Raw genomic sequence first — 19388 nt, forward strand, 5'->3', positions numbered from 1 at the left:
CGGCCGATCCGTCCCGGGACTGAGCGGGGGCGCACCGGCCGATCCGCGCCGGGGCTGGTCGGGGGCCGGGGTCTCACGGCCTCCTGAAGTGCTCGATCAGCCGCGCGTAGCTGTCCTCGCCGTGCCCCTCCTCAAGCGCCCTGCTCACCAGGCCCACGGTGTAAGCGGGGAATTCCGCGTTGATGCCGCGCGCCCGGCTCTCCCGGACCAGGTCCTCGGCCGACGGCAGGTGATGCTGGAGTGCCCCGTACGGCGTCGCGTACTCACCGCGGTCGACCTCGTCGGCGATCACCGGGAGGTACCCGAGGAGCGCGGAGACGGACGCGCCGGCCTGCTCCAGGAACTGCTCGACCTCGATGCCCTCGCTCGACAGCAGGGCCGCGGCGTGCAGGAAGCCGTTGAGCGCGCCCCACATGGTCCCGTGCACGGCCATTCCGTACAGGGCCGGTACGCCCGCGTCGGACCCGATCAGACTTCCACGTCCGCCGAGGAGACCGAGCGCCGAGCGGTTCCGGTCGTACACCGCGCTGTCGCCGCCGTAGAAGACCACCGTTTCCGGGCTTCCGACGCCGGGCGCGATCGTCATGATCTGCCCGTGCAGATACGCCACGCCCCGGCCCCCGGCCCACTCGGCAACTGCCTTCGCCTCGGCGGACGTTCCGTCGGTCAGATTGACCACGGCGCGACCGTCCAACGCGTCGCCTGCCGATTCCAGCAGCGTGCGGGCGTTCTCGTTGCCCTTGACGCTGACGACCACGAGTGAGCCCGCGGCGACGGCGTCCCGAACACTCGCGGCCCGCTGCGCCCCCTTGGCGACCAGGGCGTCGGCCTTCTCCGGCGTACGGTTCCACACGGTGGTCGGATGCCCGCCGTCCAGAAAGGCGTCGGCGAGCGCGGTGCCCATCTCTCCGAGGCCGAGCACGGTCACGGCCGAGAGGGTGTCGGTGTTTCCAGTAGGTGCGGCTTCATCTGTCATGAGCAGCACGTTAGAAACTCAACCGCACTTGAGGTCAAGGGCTCGGGGCTCGATGGCTCATGGGGGGCCGTCACGGCAAACAAAAACAGGCCCGATGCCTGAGCATCGGACCTGTTTTCACAGTAGCGGGGACAGGATTTGAACCTGCGACCTCTGGATTATGAGCCCAGCGAGCTACCGAACTGCTCCACCCCGCGTCGTTAAACCCAACTCTACGCCACTTGGACCTCAACGGGAAATCGCCCCCATTTCGAGCACCGTTCCGGAAGCTTCTGCCCCGCTGGGGCCCACTACTGGCGGCCGCCGGGGCCGGGAGGACGCACCCTCGGCCCCGATGGCCGGGTCGGCCCGGCGCATACGCTCCTCTGGCCGTCACGGCGCATGCCCGCCCCCGGTGGGGCCGGGAGGGCGGTGTCTGCCTCCTGGCTGTTCCGGGCTCGTCCGGCGTGTTCGGCCGATCCGGCGTACCCCGGCCCCGTCCTGACGCACCCCGCTCCATTTCAGCCGTCCGGCGCTTGAAGACCGGGGTCCGGGACGGAGCCCCCTCGCGGCACCCTCCAGCCCGTCCGGCGGCCCGGCGGCGAACGCCCTCGCCCAGGCGCTGCGCGACGCCACGTGGGAGGGCGCGAAGGCGATCCGTGAGCGTCGCCCCCGACGTGGGACGCGGTCCGCGCGGCACTGGCCGCCTGGGACGGCGAGGGCGTGCCCGACCGCGTCCTGTGCGGCGCGGGCCTGCTCCTCGACACTCTGGAGGACCTGACCGGGGCCCTTGACGACGACGGGCCACGACCCGGTGAGGGGGCCGCGGCCCGTACCTAGGGAGCACTCGGTAGGGAGCACTCCGTAGGGAGCGCTTGGGTCAGGAACCCGGCAGCTTCGGCATGTCCGTGGGGACACCTTCGGGCAGCTTGTCGCCCGCGGTGGACTTCTTGAAGGAGTCCGTGATCCCGCTGCCCTCCCACTTCACCGTGAGCGTCCTGCCGTCGGCGGACGGCGTGACCGCCCCCTTGGCGCGGTCGGTGTTGCCGTCGGGGCACTTGAGCGACAGCGATACGCCGCCGTCCTCAGCCACGGTGCCCGAGCAGACCCGTTCGGCGCCCGCGACGGCGGCGTCCTTGCCCTGGATGACCAGGCCGAGGACCTTGCCGTCGGACATCGCGGTCCAGGTCCCGGCCACGTCCTTGGCGCCCGCGCCGGCACCACCGGCGGGCGGCGGGCTGCTCTGCCCGGTGCTCCCGCCCTTGCCCTTGTCCTTCGCGTCGGCGTCCGAACCGCCCTTGCTGTCGCTGCTGCAGCCGGTCAGTGCGAGGGCGGCCACGAGGGCCACGGTGGCGGCAGTGGTACGTACGTGCTTGCGCACTCCGGTCTCCCCAGTTTCGTCAGATCCGAACGCGCCAAGCTACCAGGAGGATTTGCGCACTCCGGGGAGGAACCCGGCGTGTGCCTGTTCGCGCGTCCGGACCCTGGAAAGTCCGAACTTCCGCAGGTGTCCCCGGGGTCGGCCGTCCACGCTGTCGCGGTTGCGCACCCGTGTGGCACTCGCGTCGCGCGGCTGACGCCGCAGTTCGCGCAGCGCCGCCACTCGTTCGGCCTCGCCCGTGGCCGGGCTTCGGAGCAGCTCCTTGAGCTGGGCCCGGCGTACCGCGTGGCGCTCGACGATCGCCTTGCGCTTCTCGTTCTGCGCGATCTTGCTTTTCTTGGCCATCAGACCTTCATCCCTCGCGCGCGGATCCGGGCGACGGCGGCCTCGATGCCGATCGAGTCGATGGCCTTGATCGCCCTGGCGCTGAGGGTGAGGCGGACATGGCGGCCCTCGCTCGCCAGCCAGTAGCGCTTGCGCTGGATGTTCGGGTCGAAGCGCCGCGGAGTGCGCCGATGGGAGTGGGAGATGTGGTGGCCGAAGCCCGGCTTGGCGCCGGTCAGCTGGCAGTGCGCGGACAAGGCGAATCGCTCCTCTTGATAATGGTAACCATTTCCATATACTAACCACATGGCACGCACCGAAGTCCGCCCGATCATCAAACTCAGGTCCACCGCGGGGACCGGCCACACGTACGTCACTCGCAAGAACCGCCGGAACGACCCCGACCGCATGACGCTCCGCAAGTTCGACCCCGTCGTCCGCCGACACGTCGACTACCGCGAAGAGCGCTGACCCCAGGCCGGGATCGACCCGGAACCGGACCCCGGCCCGGCCGACCCACAAGAGAGCCGACGTGCAAGAGAGCCGGCGCACAAGAAAGAGGCACACGCCATGCAGAACGGCATCCACCCGCCCTACGGCCCCGTCGTCTTCCGCGACAAGGCCGGCGGCTTCGCCTTCCTCACCCGTTCCACCGCCGTCAGTGACAGGACGGTGGAGTGGGAGGACGGCCGTACGTACCCGGTCGTCGACGTCGAGATCTCCTCGCAGAGCCATCCTTTCTATACGGGGACCGCGCGCGTGCTGGACACCGCAGGACGCGTCGAGCGCTTCGAGCGCCGCTTCGGGATGAGCAGGTGATGAAGGGGAAGGGGGCGAAGCTGCCCGTCGTGATCGTCGGCGGGCTGCACTCCGACGCGCGCAAGGACGTCGTGGAGCGGCTGCTGCGCACCGTGCCCGGCAGCGTCGCACTGCACCACGACCTCTCCACCGCGGCCGAGGGGACGGTGCGCCGCAGCGTCCGCGACAGCCTCGGCGAGCGCACCTCCGGGGAGGCGCCGCTGGTCAACGACTGCGCCTGCTGCGCGCTGCGCGAGGACCTGGTGCCCGAGCTGGAGGTGCTGGCCGGCGACGGACGCACCCGGCTCGCGATCGTCGAGCTGTGGGACTCCGTGGAGCCCAAGGGGATGGCCGAGGTCGTCGTCGAGCACGGCGGGGACGTGCTCGATCTGACCGGCGTGATGACGGCCGTCGACCCCGCGCTGCTGCTGCCCTATCTCGGCTGCGGCGACGACCTGGCCGACGCCGGGCTCGCCGCCGCGGCCTCGGACCAGCGCACGGTCGCGGACACCTGGGCGCGTCAGCTGGAGTACGCGCCGGTGCTGGCCGTGGTGGAGAGCGAGGAGGTCGACGACACGGACGAGGCGCTGCTCGCCCAACTGCACCCGACGGCCCACCGGGTGAAGGCCGCCTCGGGCGAGCTGGCGGCGGCGGCCTTCGCGGGCTTCGACGTGCGGGCCGCCGCCGATCGCCAGCACCCGGCCTGTGCGCTGCTGCCGCAGGAGGCGGACGAGTCCGGAGTCGGGACGCTGGTGTGGCACCGGCTCAGGCCCTTCCATCCCGGGCGGCTGTACGAGGCCCTGGAGGGCCTGACGTGTGCGGCGGCCCGAAGCCGCGGCCGTTTCTGGCTCGCCGACCGGCCCGACACGCTGCTGGCGTGGGACGCGGCGGGCGGTGCGCTGTGCGTGGAGAGCGCGGGACCGTGGCTGGCCGCACTGCCGGACGCCGCCTGGGAGATGGTGCCGCCGGTGCGCAGGGCGGCGGCGGCGATGGACTGGCATCCCGAGCACGGGGACTGCTGCCAGCACCTGGTCTTCACCTCGCCCGGCCTGGACCGCGACGGGCTCGAAGGGCTGCTGGAGTCCTGCCTGCTGACGGACGCGGAGTACGCCGGAGGGCGCGAGGCGTGGAAGCGCTTGCCGCCCGCTTTTGATTCCCTGCTGGAGGTGTGACGGCCGGTATCGCATTTCGTATCGCGGAAAGATCCGTTCCTGTTGTGTGACAAGGGTCTCCGTACGACGGCACTTTCAGCGCTCCCGTGCGATCGTGAATGAGCGAAAGACGGCCCCGCTGCCGTGCTTGCCCCGGCCGACCGGATTTCTGTAATCGGGGGGACACCGCGCGTGCACGTGCATCTGCCCATGCATCGGCAAGTGAACGAAGCTATGATCCGGGGCAGTTGACATCTGCGCTTCCGGGAGCGACCTGTGCACCACGCGTACAACGGCATGGCGGCCACAGAGCTTCACGGGGCCGTCTGGCAGAAGAGCAGGCACAGCAACTCGCAGGGCTCGTGCGTGGAGTTCGCGAAACTGCCGGGCGGGAATGTCGCGATGCGCAATTCGCGCCATCCGGACGGACCCGCCCTGGTCTACACGCCTGCCGAAATTGAGGCGATGCTGATCGGCGCCAAAGCCGGCGAGTTCGACCATCTGATAGTCGGCGGCTGACCGTCGATATTCGGCCGCACCGGCCGCACCGGTCTCTCTGACCGTCCTGGCGGAAGGCGCTTTCTGGCCGCACCCCGCTACCGGCGGCCGGTTCCTTGCGGCTGTCCGCCCGGCAGCCGGTTGCCTACACCTGTCCGCCCGGCAGCCGGAACAGTGCCCAGACGACCTTGCCGTGCAGTGTCCCGGCGAGCGGGTGCCAGCCCCAGCTGTCGCTGAAGGAATCCACCAGGAACAGACCGCGGCCCGATTCGGCCGAGAAGTCGTCGCTCTCGCGCGTGACCGGGCTCTCCTGGCTGGGGTCGCGCACGGCGCACACCAGACGCGAGGTCCAGTGCATCAGGTGCAGCCGTACGGGCGGCTCCTGCTCGCGCTCACGCGGGGTGTCGGCGGGCACGGCGTGTCGCAGGGCGTTGGTGACGAGCTCGGAGACGACCAGGGCGACATCGTCGAAGCGCTCGGCGAGGTTCCACTGGCAGAGCGTCGACTTGGTGAACTGTCTGGCCCCCCGCACCGCTTCGTATCTCGCGGGCAGTGCACACGATGCCGAGCTGGACACGGCTGCGGGGTCGATGGGGGGAAGCCCCTGCCTCAACGGCTCGAGCATGGTCGATCCATTCGTCCCCATGCGAGGCACTCCCAGGATTCGCGTACGAAAGAGCATGCAGGTGCGCGCGGACCATGGTTCCGAATGAGTAGGGCAGATGCAAGGGCAGATGCACGTGCAGGCGCCGGACCTGTCCACCCCCGTGCCGGTTCTTGCTCATTTCTCCCTACGATCTCTTTCGTTGTCTTGCGGACCGCTTGCCATTTCCGTAACCGAATGAGTACAGGCTGAAGGGTTTTGATGGCAGACTGCGGCACTCGGGGCACCGGGGGGTGGTGCTCCGTTTTTGAACCGTCGGACTGTGGAGGGTTGGAGAAGTGACCGCAGGAGAGTCGAGCGGCTCCGTGGTGCGGCGCATCCTGCTGGGGTCTCAGCTGAGGCGGCTGCGCGAGTCGCGCGGCATCACGCGCGAGGCGGCCGGCTACTCGATCCGTGCGTCCGAATCCAAGATCAGTCGCATGGAGTTGGGACGGGTGAGCTTCAAGGCCAGGGATGTCGAGGATCTGCTCACCCTCTACGGCGTGAGCGACGGCACGGAGCGCGAATCACTGCTCGGCCTCGCCCGCGAGGCCAACGTGGCGGGCTGGTGGCACAGTTACGGCGATGTGCTGCCCGGCTGGTTCCAGACGTATGTCGGCCTGGAGGCCGCCGCCTCGAAGATCCGGATCTACGAAGTCCAGTTCGTGCACGGCCTCTTGCAGACGGAGCCGTACGCACACGCGGTCGTCACTCGGGGGATCCCCGACGCGCCGCGCGCCGAGATCGACCGGCGGGTCGCACTGAGACTGGAGCGCCAGAAGGTGCTCGTCTCCGAGCGGCAGCCGCGCTTTCACGCCATTCTGGACGAGGCGGCGCTGCGCAGGCCCTACGGGGACCGCTCGGTGATGCAGGGGCAGTTGAGGCACCTGATCGAGGTCTCGGAGCACCCGAACGTCACGCTCCAGATCATGCCGTTCAGCTTCGGTGGGCACGCGGGCGAGAGCGGCGCCTTCACGATGCTGCGCTTCCCGGAGTCCGATCTCTCCGACCTCGTCTACCTGGAGCAGCTGACCAGTGCGCTGTATCTGGACAAGCATGAAGAGGTCGCCCAGTACGAACGGGTGATGGGGCGGCTGAAAGCCGACAGTCCGGGTCCCGCGGAGAGCCGTGACGTCCTCCGTGGTCTACTCCAACTCCTTTGAAACACACGTACGATGACGCCACGTCATGCGTGAGTCCTGCGACCAAGGGGTGTCATGTCCTTCTTCACCGAGCTGGCCAGTCAGTACATCGACGGTGAGTGGAGGGCGGGCAGCGGCTCCTGGGACATCATCGACTTCAACCCGTACAACGGGGAGAAGCTGGCCTCCATAGCCGTGGCGACAGCCGTCGAGGTGGACCAGGCCTACCGCGCTGCCGAGCGCGCGCAAGTGGCCTGGGGCGACACCAACCCGTACAGCAGGCGGCTGGTCTTCGAGCGCGCCCTGCGGGTCGTCGAGGACCGCGAGGAAGAGATAGCCGAGGCCATCGTCGAGGAGCTCGGCGGCACCCGGCTCAAGGCGGCCTTCGAGCTGCACCTCGCCAAGGAGTTCCTGCGCGAGGCGGTCCAGCTGGCGCTGCGCCCCGAGGGCCGCATCCTGCCGTCGCCGACCGACGGCAAGGAGAACCGGGTCTACCGCCTCCCGGTCGGCGTCGTGGGTGTCATCAGCCCCTTCAACTTCCCCTTCCTCCTGTCGATCAAGTCCGTCGCGCCGGCTCTGGCACTGGGCAACGCCGTGGTGCTCAAGCCGCACCAGAACACGCCGATCTGCGGCGGCTCCCTGGTCGCCAAGGTCTTCGAGGAGGCGGGCCTGCCCGCCGGGCTGCTGAATGTCGTGATCACCGACATAGCGGAGATCGGCGACGCGCTGATCGAGCACCCGGTGCCGTCCGTCATCTCCTTCACCGGCTCGGACAAGGTCGGCAAGCACGTCGCCACCGTGTGCGCGGCGAACTTCAAGCGGGCCATCCTCGAACTCGGCGGGAACAGCGCGCTCATCGTGCTGGACGACGCCGATGTTGATTACGCCGTGGACGCGGCGGTCTTCAGCCGGTTCGTGCACCAGGGACAAGTCTGCATGGCCGCCAACCGCATCCTGGTGGACCGCAAGGTGGAGAAGGAGTTCACCGAGAAGTTCGTCGCCAAGGTCGGCACGCTCAAGGTCGGCGACCCCGCGGACCCGCGGACCCACATCGGCCCGCTCATCAACTCCTCGCAGGCCGAGGCAGTTTCGGCGCTGGTCGTCCAGACGGTCGAGGCGGGCGCGACGGCGCTGCTGCAGGGGCAGACCGTGGGCAACCTCGTGGCGCCGTCCGTGCTGACGGACATCGCGCCCGGTTCGCCGGTCCTGTCGCAGGAGATCTTCGGTCCGGTCGCGCTCATCGTCCCGTTCGACGGTGAGGAAGAGGCGGTCCGGATCGCCAACGACACCCCGTACGGCCTGAGTGGCGCGGTGCACACCGGGAACGTCGAGCGTGGTGTGCAGCTGGCCAAGCGCATCAACACCGGCATGATCCACATCAATGACGGCACGGTCCACGACGAGCCGATCGTCCCGTTCGGCGGCGAGAAGCACTCGGGGTCCGGCCGGCTGAACGGTGAGTCGATGGTCGAGGCGTTCACCACTCAGAAGTGGATCTCGGTGCAGCACGGCCGGTCGAGGTTCCCGTTCTGAGCGCGTTGAGTACGCCGAGCGCGCCGATTGCGGACAGAACCTGACCGCAAGGTTTCGTAGCGTGGAGGCATCACTCCACACGAACAAGGCGGACACCATGGTCACTCACGTTCCCGCAGAGGCACCCGGTGACGAGCGCGGCGCGCTCCTGTCCTTCGTCGAGGCGCAGCGCGGGGCGGTTCGCCGCTCCGTGCTCGGTCTCACCGACGAGCAGGCGGCGACCCGCCCCAGCGCGAGTGAGCTCTCGCTCTCCGGGCTGCTCAAGCACGTCGCCGAGACGGAACTCAACTGGCTGCGGATGGCGCAGCGGCGCCCGAGCGAGGTGGAGCGCACGGAGGCGACCTGGGGCGACAGCTTCCGCCTGGTCGGCGACGAGACGGTGGCCGGCCTGCTGGAGTTCTGGGCCGGGGTGGCGGCGGAGACGGAGCGCTTCATCCACGAGGTCCCGAGCCTGAACGACACCTTCCCGCTGCCCGAGGCGCCCTGGTTCCCCAAGGGCGCGGAGGTCTCGATGCGCTGGCTGCTGCTGCACATGGTGGAGGAGACGGGCCGCCACGCGGGCCACGCGGACATCGTCCGCGAATCGCTGGACGGCAAGGGCGCGTTCGAACTGGTGGCGGAGGAGCAGGGCGGCGGCGACGGCTGGGGGTAGCCGCTGCGCGGGTCCGGATGCTGCCACTGTCAGCCCGTCCGGCGTTTGAGGGCACGCCCGAAGGGCGTCCGCCTGGGGGCTTGCCCCGCCACGCGGCGGTAGCCGCACAATGTCACAGCGGGAAGGGGCGGGTGGGGGGACAGCCCGAGGCAGGCGCCCGCCCGCAGCCAACATTACCGATAGGCTAGTCAAAATTGAGTAGCCCAAGAGGGCGTGGAGCAGAGAACGAGGAGGTGCGGCGATGTCAGCGATCCGCCTGCTGGTCCTCGGCGCCGTCCGTCAGCACGGGCGGGCGCACGGCTACCAGGTACGCAACGACCTGGAGTTCTGGGGCGCCCACGAGTGGTCCAACGCCAAACCCGGGTCGATCTATCACGCCCTGAAGCAACTGGCGAAGCAGGAGATGCTGCACGCCCACGAGATCGCCCCGAGCGCGGTCGGCGGTCCGCCGCGCACCGAGTACGAGCTCACGGACAAGGGCACCGAGGAGTTCTTCGCGCTGCTCCGCGAGGCTCTGACGGCGTACGACCAGAAAATGGACGTGCTGTCGGCCGGCGTGGGATTCATCGTCGACCTGGGGCGGGCCGAGGTGATCGAACTGCTCAAGCGGCGGGTGCGCGGTCTTGAGGAGTGGCGGTCCTCGGTGACGGGCTACTACACACCCGACGACGGCCCCGAATCGCTCGGTCACATCGGCGAGATCACGCACATGTGGGTGCACTCGGCGGAGGCGGGGGCGGAGTGGACGCGCGGCCTGATCGAGCGGATCGAGGGCGGGGCGTACACCTTCGCGGGGGAGGGGGAGTCGGTGCTGGGTGTGCTCATGGAGGGTGAGGAGAACCCGTACGCGACGGGCGTGCCCCATGAGGGAGATCTTCGCTAATCAAGTTTGACGAATGTCGGTCGCGGGTTTATCGTGGAGGAGTAGTCAAGTTTGACTATGTTCTCTGGAGGAGATGGCATTGAGTCACACCGACGCGGTGATCGCCGTCGAGGGAGTACACAAGCGGTACGGGGAGAAGCGAGCCCTGGGCGGGCTCGACCTGGTGGTGGAGCGCGGCACGGTGCACGGCGTGCTCGGGCCCAACGGTGCAGGCAAGACCACCATCGTGCGCATCCTGGCCACGTTGCTGCGGCACGACGAGGGCCGGGCGGAGGTGGCCGGGTACGACGTACGGTCGCAGGCGGCCGAGATCCGGCGGCGGATCGGGCTGCTGGGGCAGCACGCGGCGCTCGACGAGGAGCTCGGCGGCAGGCAGAACCTGGAGATGTTCGGACGGCTTTACCACCTGGGTGCGCGCAGGGCGGGTGCGCGGGCCGACGAACTGCTGGAGCGGTTCGGGCTTGAGGACACCGGACGCAAGGCGGTCAAGCAGTACAGCGGCGGCATGCGGCGGCGGCTCGATCTCGCGGCCTCGCTGATCACCGAGCCGCAGGTGCTGTTCCTGGACGAGCCGACGACCGGGCTCGACCCGCGCGGTCGTACGGAGGTCTGGGGCGCGGTGCGCTCGCTGGTCGGCGGGGGGACGACGGTCCTGCTCACGACCCAGTACCTGGAGGAGGCCGACCAGTTGGCCGACCGGATCTCGGTGATCGATCAGGGCAGGAACATCGCGGACGGCACACCGGACCAGCTCAAGGCGAAGGTCGGCGGGGACCGCATCGACGTGGTGCCGCACGATGTGCGCCAACTGGGAGCGGTGGCCGTGCTGATGGGGCCGGGGGCCGAGACGGACGAGTACCGGCGGCAGGTCAGTGCGCCGGTGGCGGACCGGATGAAGGCGCTCGCCAGGGTCGTACGGGAGCTGGAGGCGGCCGGCATCGAGGCGGAGGACATCGCGCTGCGCAGGCCGACACTCGACGAGGTCTTCCTCCAACTCACCGGCAGGGGTGCCGAGAAGGCCGAGAACCAGGCCGAGAGCAAGGAGGTGGCCGTATGAGCGCCGCATGGGTGGTCACCGATTCCTGGACCATGACCAGGCGCGAACTCGCCCACTGGGCACGGCAGCCGGTGCAGATCGTCGTCGGGCTGATCTTTCCGGTGATGTTGCTGATGATGTTCGGCTATCTGATGGGCGGCGGCAGGGGCGTCGAGGGCGACTACATCGACTACCTGGTGCCGGGCATGTTCGCCCTGACCATGGCCTTCGGCCTGGAGGCGACGATGATCGCCGTCACCCAGGACCTCGGCAAGGGCGTCATCGACCGGTTCAGGGCCATGCCGATGTCGACGTCGGCGGTGCTGGTGGGCCGGAGCGTAGCGGACATGCTCCAGTCGGCGCTCGGACTGCTGGTCCTGGTGGGGGTCGGCTACGCGATCGGGTGGCGTTGGCACGACGGGGCGACGGCCGCGCTGGGGGCGCTGGGGCTGTTGCTTCTACTGCGGTTCGCGATGCTGTGGATCGGGATCTACTTGGCAATGGTGGCGGGGAAGCCGGAGCTGGTGCAGGCGGTCCAGATCTTGATCTGGCCCATCGGTTTCCTCTCCAACGCGTTCGCGACGCCCGGGTCGATGCCGGGCTGGCTGGGCGCGGTAGTCGAGTGGAACCCGATGTCGGCGACGGCAACGGCGACGCGTGATCTGTTCGGATACCCGGGGAGCGCGGGCGAGTCCTGGGCGGCGGAGCACGCGGGGCTGCTGGCGGTGGGGTGGCCGGTGCTGCTGCTGGCCGTGTTCTTCCCGCTGGCGGTACGAAGGTTTGGGCGCCTGAGCCACTGAGGGGGCCGGGGGTGGGGTGCGTGCGGGCGGGCCGCTGCGCGGGGCTTGTCCCCCCTCGCCCCTTCCCGCTGTGACTTTTCGCCGCTACCGCCGCGTGGCGGGGGCAGGCCGGACCCCGGACGCCCTGCGGGCGCGCCCTCAAACGCCGGACGGGCTGGATTTCCTGCGGCTGTGCTTACGGCGAGCAGCGGACCTTCAGCCTTGCGGCCCTGTGCCGTCCCCCACCCCGCCCATTTCAGCCGTCCGGCGTTTGAGGGCCGGGGTCTGGGGCGGAGCCCCAGTTACGGGAAGGGCGGGTAGGGGAATGCGCCGCACTCAGCCGACCCCGCAGGCACCCGCACCCGCACGGCCCCACACTCGCACCCGCACGCCCGCGCGGCCCGCATCGACCCCCACTCCACTCCACCCACCCCACCTCAGTGATGGAACGAAGACTTCGCGCCCCCCACCGCCCCCACCGGCTCCGCCCGCCCCCGCAGCTCCGGCAGCGCGTCCCGGAGCGCTTCGAGCAGCAGCTCCGCGAGGTCCGCCGAGAAGCCGTTGCGGCACACGATCCGCAGGACGGACAGGTCCTGCCGGTTCGCCGGGAAGGTGTACGCCGGCACCAGCCACCCCCGCTCCCGCAGCCGCCGCGACACGTCGAAGACGTCGTAATTACGTACCTCCGGCGCCGTGGTGAACGCGAACACGGGCAGCTCGTCGCCCCGCGTGAGCAGCCGGAAGTCGCCCAGCGCCTCGATCCGTTCCGCGAGCCCCCTGGCCACGTCCCGCGTCGTCTGCTGCACGGCCCGGAAGCCGTCCCGGCCGAGCCGCAGGAACGTGTAGTACTGCGCGACCACCTGCGCGCCGGGACGGGAGAAGTTGAGGGCGAAGGTCGGCATGTCGCCGCCGAGGTAGTTGACCCTGAAGACCAGTTCCTCGGGCAGCTCGGCGGGGGAGCGCCACAGCGCCCAGCCGACCCCGGGGTAGACCAGGCCGTACTTGTGCCCCGAGGTGTTGATGGACGCCACCCTCGGCAGCCGGAAGTCCCACACCAGGTCCTCGTCGACGAACGGCGCGACCATCGCGCCCGACGCCCCGTCGACATGCACCGGCACATCGAGCCCCGTGCGCTCCTGAAGCGCGTCGAGCGTGGCGCAGATCTCGGCGACCGGTTCGTAACTGCCGTCGAAGGTGGAGCCGAGCACGGCCACCACGCCGATCGTGTTCTCGTCGCAGAGGTCGGCCGCGGCCTGCGGGTCGAGGTGGAAGCGGTCGCCCTCCATGGGGACTTGCCGCGCCTCGACCTCCCAGAAGTTGCAGAACTTCTCCCAGCAGACCTGGACGTTGACGCCCATCACCAGATTCGGCCTGGCGCTGCCCGGATAGCGGTCCGCGTTCCGGTTGGCCCAGCGCCGCTTGAGCGCCATCCCGGCGAGCATGCAGGCCTCGCTCGACCCGGTCGTCGAGCAGCCGACGGCGGTCGCCGGGTCCGGTGCGTTCCACAGGTCGGCGAGCATGGCGACGCAGCGCTGCTCCAGCGCCGCGGTACGCGGGTACTCGTCCTTGTCGATCATGTTCTTGTCCCGGCACTCGCTCATCAGGACGTCCGCCTGGGGTTCCATCCAGGTGGTGACGAAGGTGGCGAGGTTGAGCCGGGAGTTGCCGTCGAGCATCAGCTCGTCGTGGACGAGTTGGTACGCGGTCGAGGGCGCCATGGGGCCGTCGGGGAGGCGGTGCGTGGGTGGCGCGGACTCCATGGCGCCGATCGGGTCGGCCGCGCCGTAGAAGGGGTTGAGGGAAAGCCTGCGGTACTCCTCGCTGGTTTCCTCGGCGCCCTCTGCCTTGCCGTTCGGGTGCTCCGGACCGCCCTGGTGAAGTGCCATGCGTTCACCATAACGGGACATAAGCCGCATAATCGTGCGGCGTGAGGGCTTGCGCCTCACGTGACGTGAGGACCCAGGCTGAGGTGTGTGAAGCGCGGCACGTCCACGCGAGACGCACGCACACACGAAACACGTACACGCGAGACGAAGGAGCGGGAGACGTGAGCTACTCCGTGGGGCAGGTCGCAGGGTTCGCCGGAGTGACGGTGCGCACCCTGCACCACTATGACGAGATCGCACTGTTCTCCCCGGGCGGCCGCAGCCACGCGGGCCACCGGCGTTATGACGACGCCGACCTCGACCGGCTGCAGCAGATCCTGTTCTACCGGGAGCTCGGCTTTCCGCTCGACGAGGTGGCGGTCCTCCTGGACGACCCCGCCGCGGATCCGCGGGACCACCTGCGGCGTCAGCACACGCTGCTGTCCGCCCGGATCACCAAGTTGCAGGAGATGGCCGTCGCCGTCGAAACAGCCATGGAGGCAAGGAAGATGGGCATCAATCTCACGCCCGAGGAGAAGTTCGAGGTCTTCGGGGACCACGACCCGGACGCGTACGCGCAGGAGGTCGAGGAGCGCTGGGGCGGCTCCGACGCGTACCGCGAGTCCCGGCGGCGTACCGCTTCGTACACCAAGGAGGACTGGCAGCGGATACAGGCCGAGGCCGACGACATCACCCGCCGTTTTGTCGCCCTGATGGAATCCGGCGCCGAGCCCGAGTCCCCGGCGGCGATGGACGTCGCCGAGGCGCACCGCGGCTGGATCAGCGGAAATCACTACGCGTGCAGCTACGAGATGCACGTCGGGCTGGCAGAGATGTACATGGCCGACGAACGTTTCACGCGGAACATCGACCGGATCAAGCCAGGTCTGGCGGCCTTCCAGCGGGAGGCGATGCTGGCGAACGCCATCCGCCATGTGAGGTGACAGGTGAGGTGACAGCTGAGGAGACTTGGGGGCGGCAGGTACGCGGGCCCGTAGGGCGCTCCGCCCCGGGCCGGGGCCCGGGGATTGCCTGGGGAACACTGGAACCAGGCGGGACCCGGCCACGTTGTAGCTTTGGCAGCAAGCCCGCCGCTGACGATCCCCCCCCCCTGGAGCCCGGTACCCGTGAATACGCTGTCGCTCGGACCGAGCTGGCTTGAGCCGAACTACCTCCTTGAGCAGTTCGGGTTGGCCGGTCTGCTGCTCATCGTCTTCGCCGAGTCCGGGCTGCTCATCGGCTTCTTCCTGCCGGGCGACTCGCTTCTGTTCACCACCGGCATCCTGGTGACCACGGGCGTGCTCGACACCCCGCTGTGGCTGGTCTGTGTGCTGGTCGTCCTGTCGGCGGTCATCGGTGACCAGGTCGGCTATCTCTTCGGCCGCAAGGTCGGCCCGTCGCTCTTCAACCGGCCCGACTCCAAGCTCTTCAAGCAGGAGAACGTCCAGAAGGCGCACGAGTTCTTCGAGAAGTACGGCCCCAAGTCCCTGATCCTGGCCCGCTTCGTGCCCGTCGTGCGTACGTTCACGCCGATCATCGCCGGCGTCAGCAAGATGAACTACCGCTCGTTCATCACGTTCAACATCATCGGCGGTGTGCTCTGGGGCGCCGGCGTGACGCTGCTCGGCGCCGCCCTGGGCAATGTGAAGTTCGTCCACGAGAACATCGAGGCGATCCTGATCGGCATCGTGCTGATCTCGGTGCTGCCGATCGCCATCGAGTTCCTTCGCGCCCGCGGCAAGAACAAGAAGGCGGCGGCAGCCGCGGCCGACGGCCAGGACGGGCTGCCGCCGACCTCGCGCGGCCGCCACGCCAAGCGCTGAGCCGGTAGGAGATCAGAAGCCGCGCGTCCGCTTGGCCGCGCGGCGGCTGGCCCCCCGGCCGGCCCCCGGAGTCTTGAGGAACAGCCGGGAGATCTCGCCGCCCAGATTCACCCCGATCGCGATCGCCAGCGCCAGCGCGGCCGCCTTCGACAGCGAGGCCATCCCGGCGTTCAGGTCGTTCTGTGCGATGCCGAGCAGACCGAAGTACGTCGCGGAGCCCGGCAGCAGCGGACCGATCGCCGCTGTGACGTACGGCAGTGCGGAGGCGTACTGGTAGCGCGAGAACAGCTGGCCGAAGAGGCCCACCAGACCGGCGGCGACAGCGGTCGCGGCGACCGGTGAGATCCCGCCGACGTTGTTCATCGCACCGTAGATGAGCCAGGCCACCCCACCGTTCAGGGTCACCATCAGCACGGTGTTGCGCTCCTGCTGGAGCAGGATCGCGAAGGCGAACGACAGCAACATCGACGCGAGGATCTGGGTCACCGGACGCTCGGTGCCCTGCAGGGCCGTGGCCGGGTGCAGCTCGGCGTGCAGCTGCAGGCCGAGATAGAGCACGATCAGCACGCCCATGACAATCGCGATGAAGAAGTACATGACTTCCAGCAGTCGCGCGGACGCGGTGATGTAGTAGCCGGTCAGACCGTCCTGCACGCCCGCCACCAGGGCCCGCCCCGGCAGCAGCGCGAAGAGCCCACCGGTGATGACGGCGGACGGCTGGGTGTCGAACAGGGAGGTCGAAGGCGCCAGCGTGAGCGCGACCCCTATCGCGGCTGGCGGCATCGCGGCGACCACGAACTGGTAGAACTCCGGGATCCCGCGCCCCGCGAGCACCCACGCGAGGCGGTCGCCGAGCATCGCGCCGACCATCGCCGCCAGGAAGACCACCGGACCACCGCCTACCAGCACGGAGGCCGCGCCGGCCAGCAGCCCGCTGGCCCCCGTCAGGGCCCAGCCCGGGTACGGGTGACGGTTACGGCGGATCTCCGCCAGCGTGCGGTACGCCTCTTCCAGCGTGACGTCGGTGTCCGGCGACGTGATGTCGTCGATGAGGTGGTAGACGGCCGCCAGCCGCGTGTAGTCGGTGCCCCGCCTGCGCACGGTCCTGCTCGCCGTCACCGGGTCGTCGACCAGCGACGGCTGGTAGGAGATCGACAGCAGGGTGAAGGTGACGTTCGGCTCGCAGCGGTCGAGCCCGTACGCCCGGCTGACCCCGAACATCGCGGCCTCGACGTCCTCGGCGCCCTCGCCGCCCGCGAGCAGCAGCTCACCGATACGCAGCGTCAGGTCGAGCACGCGCGGCACGGCGGGCCCGGCGTCGTCGTGCCGCTGCACCGGCTCCGTCACGGGCCGGTCGCCGACCGGCATGCGCAGCAGGGTCCGCATCCGGTCCTGCCAGGGCGCCTCCTTGGTCGGCCGGATCATGGGGATGCCGTGGGCCGGAGTGAAGGCGGGCGCGTTGCGGGCGCTGTACGTGCTCGGCGTGTCGAACGCCGACGCCTCGGGAGGGGCGGGCAGTTCGGTGGTGAGCCCCTGCGGCAGCGCGAACTCGGAGGTCGGGTGTTCCTCCTCGGCCGGCTCGGGCTGCCGTCCGCCCGACGGCGGCGTGAAGGCGCTGCGCGCCTCGTCCGACTGCGGCTTGCGGTCCTCGGGCCCGTTGTCATCGGTCCCATGACCGCCGCGCTTCGGCTCAGCCACCACTTGCCCCGCTCCTTGCCCTGCTCGTTCTTGCCGTCGTGCTTGTGTCGGTGCTCGTGCGCCGCGCGTTCGTGCGCGTACGCCGTGATCGTCTCGCTCGCCCGCAGGCCCAGTATGCGGACGCGGGCCTTCAGGTCACGCAGGACCCAACACGCGGCGGGCGGCGCACCCCCGTTGGGGTGCACCGCCCGCCGCGCAGCCGGACGAGCCTGGGCTCGTCGGTTCGAACCCTGTCAGTGCTGGCCGCCCTGCGCCTGCAGGCGCTTGTACGAGGCTTCGACCTCGGCCTCGGCCTCGGTGCGCCCGACCCAGTCGGCGCCTTCCACCGACTTGCCGGGCTCCAGGTCCTTGTAGACCTCGAAGAAGTGCTGGATTTCCAGGCGGTCGAACTCCGAGACATGGTGAATGTCGCGCAGGTGCTCGACGCGCGGGTCCGATGCCGGGACACAGAGCAGCTTGTCGTCGCCACCGGCCTCGTCCGTCATCCGGAACATGCCGATCGCGCGGCACTTGATGACACAGCCCGGGAAGGTCGGCTCCTCCAGGATGACCAGGGCGTCCAGCGGGTCGCCGTCCTCGCCGAGGGTGTTCTCGACGAAGCCGTAGTCCGCCGGGTAACTGGTCGAGGTGAAGAGTCGACGGTCAAGGCGGATCCGACCGGTTTCGTGGTCCACCTCGTACTTGTTCCGCGAACCCTTCGGGATCTCGATGGTGACGTCGAACTCCACGGGTGGCTCCTCCATGATCAGCACATACTTCGGGTGGTTAAGTGTCCCTCACGCAGGTGTGTGGTTGCGAAAGGGGCTGGTCCGCGGTGCCGGAGTGGAAAATGTGGCAGCTCGCGACGGGCGCCGCCGTGGTCGGTCTCGCCCTGTCTGCCGGGACGGTGGCCGCGGCAGGCCCCTGGGACTCCGGTCAGCGTAAGGCCGAGCGGGAGTGGGCTGCCGCCCAGGACCATATGGGTGGCGCACATCACGACACCCCCGCGCCCGCCCCCAGCGCCGCCGGCGTACTCGCCGCGCTGGGCGCCCCCGTACCGCCGCCCGCCAGGAGCGGCCTCGCCGACGCGCTCGGGCCGCTGCTGCGCGACGACCCCACGCTGGGCACGGTCCGCACCGCCTCGGTGATCGACACCGCGACGGGCACCCAGGTGTACGGGAGAGGGGCCAGGGACCCGATGACCCCCGCCTCCACCGTCAAGATCGCCACGACGCTCGCCGCGCTCTCCGCGCTCGGCCCCGACCACCGCATCGCCACCACCGTCACCGCCGTCCCCGACGGCAAACGGGTCACGCTGGTCGGCGGCGGCGACCCGACGCTCGGCCGGGCCGGACTGCGCGCCCTCGCCGACGACACGGCCCGGGTGCTGAAGGACCGTGGCGTCGGCGAGGCGGAGATCTCGTACGACACGACGCTCTACTCGGGACCCGAGCTTCACCCCATCGGTCCCAACGAGAACATCAGCCCCGTCAGCGCGCTCATGCTCGACGAGGGCCGGCTCGACGGCTCCCGCAGCGGCCCCGCCCCGCGCACCGGCGACCCCGCGGGCGACGCCGCCCGTGCCTTCGCCGAGCTGCTGCGCGAGCGCGGCATCAAGGCCAAGGGTGACCCGGCCAGGGGGAAGACTCCGAAGGGCGCCGAGCCGGTCGCCAAGACCCTCTCCGAGCCCCTCTCCGCCCTGGTGGAGCGCTCCCTGACCCACAGTGACAACGACATCGCCGAGGCCCTGGCCCGTCAGACGGCCCTCTCGTCCGGACAGCCCGCGAGCTTCGAAGGAGCGGGCAAGGCGGTCAGGTCCCGGCTGAAGAAGCTGGAACTGCCGCTGTCCGGAGCCCGCTTCGCGGACGGCAGCGGCCTCGACCGGGCCGGCCGCGTCTCCGCGGCGCTCCTGGCCCAGCTGCTCACCCGCGCGGCCGACCCGGCCCGCCCGGGCCTGCGACCCGTCCTGACGGGCCTTCCGGTGGCCGGATTCAGCGGCACCCTCAAGGGCCGCTACCGCAAGGAATCGCCGGGTACGGGCATGGTCCGCGCCAAGACCGGCACCCTCACCGGCGTCAACACCCTGGCCGGCACCGTCGTCGACGCGGACGGCCGGCTCCTCTCCTTCGCCTTCCTCTCCTCGGGCGCCACAACGCCCGACGCGGCCCAGTCCGCCCTGGACCGACTGGCCTCCACCGTCGCCAACTGCGGCTGCGCCCCCTCCGAGGGACGGCCGGGCCGCAAGTGA

At 69.8% G+C, this 19388-nt stretch carries 21 protein-coding genes and 1 tRNA gene; 13 read left to right on the plus strand and 9 right to left on the minus strand.

From position 1 onward, the window contains the following. Positions 1–73: 73 nt before the first annotated feature. From QMK30_RS08300 to rpmB, 5 genes are all read right to left on the minus strand, one after another. Positions 74–976: an NAD(P)-dependent oxidoreductase gene (locus QMK30_RS08300; RefSeq protein WP_283516532.1), complete on the minus strand. Its 903-nt coding sequence runs from the start codon at positions 974–976 to the stop codon at positions 74–76. Positions 977–1099: 123 nt separating this feature from the next. Then, positions 1100–1173 (minus strand) — tRNA-Met (locus QMK30_RS08305). Positions 1174–1835: 662 nt separating this feature from the next. Then, entirely contained in the window at positions 1836–2336 is a 501-nt protein-coding gene (locus QMK30_RS08310) for a hypothetical protein (RefSeq protein WP_283516533.1), read from the minus strand. Between the two features lie 39 nt (positions 2337–2375). Next, positions 2376–2681 (minus strand): 30S ribosomal protein S14, encoded by a 306-nt coding sequence (rpsN, locus tag QMK30_RS08315; RefSeq protein WP_283516534.1) that lies wholly within the window; start codon positions 2679–2681, stop codon positions 2376–2378. After that, complete coding sequence (gene rpmB / locus QMK30_RS08320; RefSeq protein WP_283516535.1) at positions 2681–2917, minus strand: 50S ribosomal protein L28; 237 nt, start codon at positions 2915–2917, stop codon at positions 2681–2683. The genes rpsN and rpmB overlap by 1 nt, the downstream gene beginning before the upstream one ends. A gap of 49 nt (positions 2918–2966) precedes the next feature. Here rpmB and rpmG point away from each other — a divergent pair, with 49 nt between their 5' ends. From rpmG to QMK30_RS08340, 4 genes are all read left to right on the plus strand, one after another. Beyond that, complete coding sequence (gene rpmG, locus QMK30_RS08325; RefSeq protein ID WP_283516536.1) at positions 2967–3131, plus strand: 50S ribosomal protein L33; 165 nt, start codon at positions 2967–2969, stop codon at positions 3129–3131. A gap of 99 nt (positions 3132–3230) precedes the next feature. Continuing rightward, positions 3231–3479, plus strand: coding sequence for a type B 50S ribosomal protein L31 (locus QMK30_RS08330; RefSeq protein WP_283516537.1), 249 nt, complete (start codon positions 3231–3233; stop codon positions 3477–3479). Then, positions 3479–4630 carry a CobW family GTP-binding protein gene (locus QMK30_RS08335; protein ID WP_283516538.1) on the plus strand — a complete coding sequence of 384 codons (1152 nt, stop codon included), beginning with the start codon at positions 3479–3481 and terminating at the stop codon, positions 4628–4630. Before QMK30_RS08330 ends, QMK30_RS08335 begins: the two co-directional genes overlap by 1 nt. Positions 4631–4885: 255 nt before the next feature. Then, positions 4886–5128, plus strand: a complete 243-nt coding sequence (locus QMK30_RS08340; protein WP_283516539.1) for a DUF397 domain-containing protein — start codon at positions 4886–4888, stop codon at positions 5126–5128. A gap of 124 nt (positions 5129–5252) precedes the next feature. On the opposite strand, the gene QMK30_RS08345 is transcribed toward QMK30_RS08340, so the two are convergent. Further along, on the minus strand, positions 5253–5753 hold the full coding sequence (locus QMK30_RS08345; protein ID WP_283516540.1) for an ATP-binding protein: 501 nt from the start codon (positions 5751–5753) through the stop codon (positions 5253–5255). A gap of 296 nt (positions 5754–6049) precedes the next feature. Here QMK30_RS08345 and QMK30_RS08350 point away from each other — a divergent pair, with 296 nt between their 5' ends. From QMK30_RS08350 to QMK30_RS08375, 6 genes are all read left to right on the plus strand, one after another. Next, positions 6050–6913, plus strand: coding sequence for a Sco1979 family transcriptional regulator (locus QMK30_RS08350; protein WP_283516541.1), 864 nt, complete (start codon positions 6050–6052; stop codon positions 6911–6913). Between the two features lie 54 nt (positions 6914–6967). Continuing rightward, positions 6968–8425 (plus strand): aldehyde dehydrogenase family protein, encoded by a 1458-nt coding sequence (locus QMK30_RS08355; RefSeq protein ID WP_283516542.1) that lies wholly within the window; start codon positions 6968–6970, stop codon positions 8423–8425. Between the two features lie 97 nt (positions 8426–8522). Next, positions 8523–9077 carry a DinB family protein gene (locus tag QMK30_RS08360; protein ID WP_283516578.1) on the plus strand — a complete coding sequence of 185 codons (555 nt, stop codon included), beginning with the start codon at positions 8523–8525 and terminating at the stop codon, positions 9075–9077. A 241-nt stretch (positions 9078–9318) separates the two neighbouring features. Then, positions 9319–9960, plus strand: coding sequence for a PadR family transcriptional regulator (locus QMK30_RS08365; protein ID WP_283516543.1), 642 nt, complete (start codon positions 9319–9321; stop codon positions 9958–9960). A gap of 73 nt (positions 9961–10033) precedes the next feature. After that, a complete protein-coding gene (locus QMK30_RS08370; protein WP_283516544.1) occupies positions 10034–11017 on the plus strand; it encodes an ATP-binding cassette domain-containing protein in 984 nt (327 codons plus the stop codon). After that, positions 11014–11796 carry an ABC transporter permease gene (locus QMK30_RS08375; RefSeq protein ID WP_283516545.1) on the plus strand — a complete coding sequence of 261 codons (783 nt, stop codon included), beginning with the start codon at positions 11014–11016 and terminating at the stop codon, positions 11794–11796. The genes QMK30_RS08370 and QMK30_RS08375 overlap by 4 nt, the downstream gene beginning before the upstream one ends. Positions 11797–12212: 416 nt before the next feature. Here the strand turns inward: QMK30_RS08375 and gad are convergent, their stop codons facing one another. After that, the gene (gad, locus tag QMK30_RS08380) at positions 12213–13661 is read right to left on the minus strand and encodes a glutamate decarboxylase (RefSeq protein WP_283516546.1); all 1449 of its coding nucleotides are present in this window, start codon (positions 13659–13661) and stop codon (positions 12213–12215) included. Positions 13662–13822: 161 nt separating this feature from the next. Here gad and QMK30_RS08385 point away from each other — a divergent pair, with 161 nt between their 5' ends. Beyond that, positions 13823–14584, plus strand: coding sequence for a MerR family transcriptional regulator (locus tag QMK30_RS08385; protein WP_283516547.1), 762 nt, complete (start codon positions 13823–13825; stop codon positions 14582–14584). Between the two features lie 183 nt (positions 14585–14767). Continuing rightward, positions 14768–15463, plus strand: a complete 696-nt coding sequence (locus QMK30_RS08390; protein ID WP_283516548.1) for a DedA family protein — start codon at positions 14768–14770, stop codon at positions 15461–15463. 12 nt (positions 15464–15475) lie between these two features. Here QMK30_RS08390 and QMK30_RS08395 read toward each other — a convergent pair whose 3' ends face one another. After that, positions 15476–17164 (minus strand): threonine/serine exporter family protein, encoded by a 1689-nt coding sequence (locus QMK30_RS08395; protein WP_502963091.1) that lies wholly within the window; start codon positions 17162–17164, stop codon positions 15476–15478. Between the two features lie 230 nt (positions 17165–17394). Continuing rightward, positions 17395–17889: an inorganic diphosphatase gene (locus tag QMK30_RS08400; RefSeq protein WP_283516579.1), complete on the minus strand. Its 495-nt coding sequence runs from the start codon at positions 17887–17889 to the stop codon at positions 17395–17397. Between the two features lie 101 nt (positions 17890–17990). Here QMK30_RS08400 and dacB point away from each other — a divergent pair, with 101 nt between their 5' ends. After that, complete coding sequence (gene dacB / locus QMK30_RS08405) at positions 17991–19388, plus strand: D-alanyl-D-alanine carboxypeptidase/D-alanyl-D-alanine endopeptidase (RefSeq protein WP_283516580.1); 1398 nt, start codon at positions 17991–17993, stop codon at positions 19386–19388.

The organism is Streptomyces sp. H27-C3 (assembly GCF_030063415.1).
Classification (GTDB): domain Bacteria; phylum Actinomycetota; class Actinomycetes; order Streptomycetales; family Streptomycetaceae; genus Streptomyces.